The organism is Sulfuricurvum sp. (assembly GCF_049277495.1).
Taxonomy (GTDB): Bacteria; Campylobacterota; Campylobacteria; order Campylobacterales; family Sulfurimonadaceae; genus Sulfuricurvum.
Window position 1 is genome coordinate 1 of the sequence record NZ_JBASYM010000041.1, and the last position, 6,061, is coordinate 6,061.

General features: G+C 47.7%; 6 protein-coding genes. All 6 read left to right on the top strand.

Features of this window, described 5'->3' with window-relative positions; translation table 11 throughout:
* The coding region (locus WAO38_RS07815; protein WP_422235957.1) for an EAL domain-containing protein at positions 1 to 1,591 on the top strand (1,591 nt) is incomplete at its 5' end.
* A gap of 52 nt (positions 1,592 to 1,643) precedes the next feature.
* Positions 1,644 to 2,141 (top strand): transcription elongation factor GreA, encoded by a 498-nt coding sequence (gene greA, locus WAO38_RS07820; protein WP_422235959.1) that lies wholly within the window; start codon positions 1,644 to 1,646, stop codon positions 2,139 to 2,141.
* Positions 2,128 to 3,138, top strand: a complete 1,011-nt coding sequence (gene argC / locus WAO38_RS07825; protein WP_422235960.1) for an N-acetyl-gamma-glutamyl-phosphate reductase — start codon at positions 2,128 to 2,130, stop codon at positions 3,136 to 3,138. Before greA ends, argC begins: the two co-directional genes overlap by 14 nt.
* The gene (locus WAO38_RS07830) at positions 3,098 to 3,871 is read left to right on the top strand and encodes a UDP-2,3-diacylglucosamine diphosphatase (RefSeq protein WP_422235962.1); all 774 of its coding nucleotides are present in this window, start codon (positions 3,098 to 3,100) and stop codon (positions 3,869 to 3,871) included. The genes argC and WAO38_RS07830 overlap by 41 nt, the downstream gene beginning before the upstream one ends.
* Positions 3,868 to 4,812 carry a chemotaxis protein gene (locus WAO38_RS07835; protein WP_422235964.1) on the top strand — a complete coding sequence of 315 codons (945 nt, stop codon included), beginning with the start codon at positions 3,868 to 3,870 and terminating at the stop codon, positions 4,810 to 4,812. The genes WAO38_RS07830 and WAO38_RS07835 overlap by 4 nt, the downstream gene beginning before the upstream one ends.
* A 10-nt stretch (positions 4,813 to 4,822) precedes the next feature.
* Positions 4,823 to 6,061, top strand: a 1,239-nt coding sequence (locus WAO38_RS07840) for a chemotaxis protein CheA (RefSeq protein WP_422235966.1), incomplete at its 3' end; no start/stop codon positions are given.

Genomic DNA, 6,061 nt, shown 5'->3' on the forward strand with positions numbered 1-6,061 from the left:
GTATGAAGAGAATATTCTCTATACTTTCGATGTGCTCCTTCGTGAAAAAGTGATTGAAAAGTTTTGCACGATCGAAGGACACGAGAACTTAAAACTTTTCTACAACATCGATAACCGCTTATTGGAAATGTCCGATTTTTCAAAAGGAAATACTTCCCGTCTCCTTAAACGCTATAACCTCAATTCAAAAGCGATCGTCTTTGAACTCTCCGAACACAATGAGATCTTGAATATTGACCATTTTACCAAGCTGATGAACCACTACGCCGATGAGGGATTTTGCATAGCGATTGACGATTTCGGAATCGGACAGTCCGGGTACAAACTTTTGTACCACTGCGTACCCAACATCATCAAAATCGACCGCTTTTTTCTGAGCTCCATCGACAAAGATCCGAAAAAAAAGCTATTGGCCCGCAATATGGTTCAGCTCTCAACGCTGATGGGGTGCCGCGTGGTCGCCGAGGGGGTTGAAACGGAGCTGGAGCTGCTGGTTTGCAAAGAGATCGGATGCCATATGGTCCAGGGATACTTTATTCAGCGCCCGACGCTTGATTGCAGTCTGATCCTCCCAAAATATTCCCATGCCGCGAGTTCTCAAGTTCAGGAAAAACGTTCGAAAAGTGATCAAAATATTATATTAAAGAGGCTGGAACCTCTCCGCGCGATTAAGATCGATGAGAGTATGGAGAAACTGCTTGATCTGCTGAATGAAAACAAAGAGATGTTTTTAGTACCGGTGGTCGATGCGGCAATGCATCCCTTGGGCATTATTCATGAACATCAGCTCAAATCGCTTGCCTGTTCCCCCTACGGACGTTCGCTGACCCAGAACCGCTCGACAAATCTCTCTGCATTGGAGACGTATGTTGAACCTATTCCTGTCGTTGATTTAACCATGCCGTTAGAGACGATTATCGAACTTTTTTCCCTGTCTGAAAATGCACCGGGGGTATTGGTCGTGGAATCCTCCCGCTACATCGGGTATCTCAGTGCCCGAGAGATGATCGAAGTGGTGCATGAACGTAATCTGATCCGTGCGCGCGATGAGAATCCTCTGACACGGCTTCCGGGGAATTTCAGAATCAACGAATACATTGCGCACACCATTGAAAGCGGCACCGAAGCGGTGCTGGCCTATTTTGATTTTGACCATTTCAAACCCTACAATGATCATTACGGATTTCGCAACGGAGACAGAGTTATCCTGCTGTTTGCAGAGCTGATGCATAAAGTTCTCTCTGCGGGGCATTTCAAAGGACACATCGGCGGAGATGATTTTTTTATCGGAGCATCCCTGACGGAGGAAAATACTTTTGAAAATATATGTGTCGAAATAGAGCGGCTGATCGCGGCATTCAGCGATGAGGTGCGTGAGTTTTATGAACCGAAAGACCGTGAACGCGGTTGTATCATCGCAGAAGATCGTGACGGAAACATGCGTGAGTTTAAACTCTTAGGGGTGAGTTCGGTCGTTATCCGAATGGGAGAGAACTCGTCGATCGCCTCTGCCGAACATCTTCAGCGAACCTTCGCGATGGAGAAGAAAACGGCAAAAAAATCACCTAATCATATGAGTATCATCGGCTAATGCGTCCATAGCTTTGGTATAATGCCTGATTACTATTTCTCCGGAGCAAACAGTGGAACAAAAAGAACCCATGACCAAATACGGGTTTCAGCGATTATCCGATGAGCTGAATACCCTTAAAAATGTAGAATTACCGGCCGTCAATGTCGAAATCGACCGCGCTAAAGAATACGGGGATTTAAAAGAAAATTCCGAATACCATGCCGCACGTGAAAAACAGGCCTTTATCGGTACTCGCATTTCTGAACTCGGAGATGTACTCTCGCGTGCGCAGATCGTCGATCCGAGTGAGCTTGAACACGCGCGTGTGAGCTTCGGTTCTACCGTCGTTTTATGCGATTTGGACAGTGATGAAGAAGTGACCTATACGATCGTCGGGGGATGCGAGAGCAATCCTGCCCAGGGGTTGATTTCCTTTAATTCACCCCTTGCGAAACAACTTTTAGGTCATGAAGAAGGGGATGAATTTAAAGCCCGTTTGCCGGGCGGCGAAAAGTCGTTTGAAGTATTAGAGGTCAAATATCAGGAGATCGTATTTGAAAGCCATTAATGTCGGAATCATCGGAGTCAGCGGCTATACGGGTTTAGAACTCGTCAAGATGCTTGTCAGCCATCCGATTTTTACGTTGACGTACTGCGCCAATACCGAGGGTGAAACGACTCTGGGAACATTGCACCCCTCGTTGGTCGGTGTGTGCGATTTGCCGGTCGAAAAAGTCGATTTGGATCGCGCGGCATCGTGTGAACTGATTTTTTTGGCACTTCCCCATAAAACAGCGATGAACACGGCCAAAGGGCTGTTGGAACGCGGGATCAAAGTCGTTGACCTTTCCGCAGACTACCGCCTTTCCCAGGAAAATTACGAAGCATTTTATTGCGAGCACGAAGATCGTGAGAATCTTTCACACGCCGTCTATTCGATTCCGGAACTTCACGGCGAAAGTGCCAAAAACGCACTTTTAATCGCCAATCCGGGATGTCATGTCACGGCGGCATTGATGGCCTTGGCTCCGTTTTTGGATCAGATCGATTTGACGCACCCCATTTTTATTGATTCAAAAACAGGGGTATCCGGCGCCGGAAAGTCACCTTCTTCCGGGACCCATTATGTGAGTGTCAATGACAATATCAATTGCTACAACATTATCAAACACCGTCATGCCGTTGAGATCGAACAGCATGCATCGTCGCTGTGCGGCAGTGACGTTCAGGTGACGTTTGTCCCCTCACTGGTTCCGATGACACGCGGGATGCTGGCGTGTGTTTATGCAACGCTTAAAACCGATTGTGATCCTCTGGGGATGATGGAAACGTTTTATGAGAATAAACCGTTTGTCCGTGTGCGCAATACTCCGCCGCATACGAAAATGACATCGGGGACCAATTTCGCGGACGTCTATGCAGCGCGTCACGGCAATGCTTTGGTAGCGATGTGCGCGATCGATAATCTGATGCGGGGAGCCAGTTCTCAAGCGCTGGTCAACGCCAATCTGATGATGGGGTTGGATGAAACATTCGGTATCCCTCGCATCGCCTATGTCCCTTAAAATTCTTCAAAGCGGCGCGATCTTGATCGCGGATGCCCACTGCGCCCCTTGGCGTACCCCTTTTATTGATTTTCTTCGTGCCCTTGAATCGGGAGAAATCCAAACATCTCAGCTTATTTTGATGGGGGATATCTTCGATATGCTCTATGGCCCTATACCGCGAACCTATGGGTACAATACGGAGGGACTTGAACTGCTGAACCGCCTTTCCGAACGCTTGGAGATTATTTATTTGGAAGGGAATCATGATTTTTTAATTGCTGAACTGCTGCCTCGGGTGGACGTGTTCCGCCGAGAAGACCAGCCTTTAATAATGAGCTATGAAGGGAAGCAGATTGCCTTTTCGCACGGAGACAGTGCAATGGGGTGGGGATATGAACTCTATACCGCTCTTATCCGCAGCCGTACCGTATTGGGATGCCTCCGTTTAATCGATACCCTCGGCGGAGGGTTTATCGTTACATGGCTGGAAAAACAGATGAAACGAAAAAAACATTGCCGGCCGATTGAGCATTTTGAACGTCTGATGGCAAATAGGATTGAGGAGCTCAAACTGGATTCGGTTGATGTCCTGATCGAGGGACATTTCCATCAAAATCGAGTATTCGGATTCAATCATCTGAGCTATATCAATGTCGGCGCTTTTGCTTGTAATGAAAGATACTTTACTGTACAATCAATTCAAAATCAGCCGTTATTACACGAAGCAGTTTTTCGTAAGGAGCCCCGATGAAGGGACAAGGTGATAGTCTAAAAATCGGCAGCAACGAGATGGAGCTTGTCGATTTCCGTATCTTTAAACGCGATGGTGATGAGATATATGAGGGTATATACGGAGTTAATGTTTCCAAAGTACGCGAAATTATCCGTTATCCGAAATTAACGGAGTTGCCGGGAACGCCCCCTTTTATTGAGGGGATTTTTGATTTACGCGGGGTGGTTATTCCCATCGTGAATTTGGCCAAATGGATGGGGGTAGATGCTCCCGAAGAGATGGAAAAAGAGTCTCGGGTCATTATTACCGAATTTAATAATATTCTCATCGGGTTCGTCGTTCACGAAGCCAAGCGGATTCGCCGCATTAACTGGAAAGATATTGAACCGGCTTCTTTCGTCTCCTCTCAAGGGGGATTGGACGGTTCCAAGATCACGGGGGTAACCCGTATCGAAGACGATGCCGTCCTTTTGATCCTGGATCTGGAAGGGGTTGTCCAAGAACTGGGGCTTTATCAGCCCACAAGCGGTAAACTCGAAGCGGGAAAATATCAGTTCAGCGGGCATGTTCTGCTTTTGGATGACAGCGGTACGGCACGACGTATTATCAAAGAAGCATTGGAACAAATGGGCTTCGATGTTATCGAAGCAACCGACGGGCAGCAAGGACTTAAAATCTTGGAAGATCTCTATAATGCCTATGGCAATGAGCTTTCGTCCAAACTTCGTCTGATCGCTTCGGATATCGAGATGCCGCTGATGGACGGATTCCATTTTGCGGCGATGGTTAAGGCGGATGAACGTTTTAAGATGATTCCGGTCGTCTTTAACTCGTCCATTAGTGATCATTTCAGCCAAATACGCGGAAAAGAAGCCGGGGCAGAGGCCTATTTAGTCAAATTTGATTCGAATTTATTTTATGATGAAGTAGCACGTGTCGTACGTGCTCATATTCAATAGGGGTTAGTCAATGGATGAATTTCAAGAGATATTACAGGACTTTTTGATTGAGTCGTTTGAACTGATCGAACAACTTGACCAAGACCTTGTCGAATTAGAATCACGACCGGATGATTTAGAGCTGCTCAACCGCATATTCAGGGTTGCACATACGATTAAGGGAGCGAGTTCGTTTCTTAACTTCGATGTACTGACACACTTGACCCATCATATGGAAAACTTGCTCAATATGGCACGCCACGGTGATTTGGTAATCGATGCCAATGTCATGGACGTCATTCTTGAATCGATTGATTTGATGAAGGCCCTTTTGGTTCGTATCCGAGACAGCGGTGAAGACTCGGGAGTCGATGTCGTAGCGTGTACCGCTAGGTTGGATGCGGTTGCAAACGGCACATCCACCGAGGCTGCTGAAGCTCCTGCCCCGGTAGAAGAGGCTCCCGCAGCCGCTCCTGAGCCGGTTGCTGAAGATGAGCCTGATTATTCAGGGATGAGCGATGCGGAAGTAGAGGCGGAGATCGAGCGTCTGATTGCCGTTCGTCAGGCCGAAGATGCTGCGAAACGTTCTTCGAAGAAAGAGAGTGCTCCAAGTGCTGAGGAAGAAGAACCGGATTATTCAGGGATGAGCGATGCGGAAGTAGAGGCGGAGATCGAGCGTCTGATTGCCGTTCGTCAGGCTGAAGATGCCGCAAAACGTTCTTCAAAGAAAGAGAGCGCTCCCAGCGCCGGTGAAGAAACGCCTAAACCCGCAGCGGCTCCTGTACCGGCTGCACCGGCACCTAAAGCGGAAGCTGCTCCTGTGGCAAAACCTGCAGCTCCGGCTCCGCGCCGCAGCGAACCAAAAGAAGATGGCGAAGCCCGAGGCGGGGCGGTAGTCGAGCAAACTATTCGCGTTGATGTCAAACGGCTGGATCATTTGATGAACCTGATTGGTGAACTGGTTTTGGGCAAAAACCGCCTGATCAAGATCAACGACGATGTCGAAGAGCGTTATGAAGGTGAAGCTTTCCTCGAAGAGCTGAATCAAGTGGTTTCAATCGTCTCGTTGGTAACGACCGATCTGCAAATCGCCGTTATGAAAACACGGATGCTGCCGATCGGGAAAGTGTTTAATAAATTCCCTCGGATGATTCGTGACCTTTCACGCGAATTGAACAAAAAAATTGAGTTGGAAATTACCGGTGAAGAGACGGAACTCGATAAATCGATTGTTGAAGAGATCGGAGATCCGTTAGTCCATATCATCCGT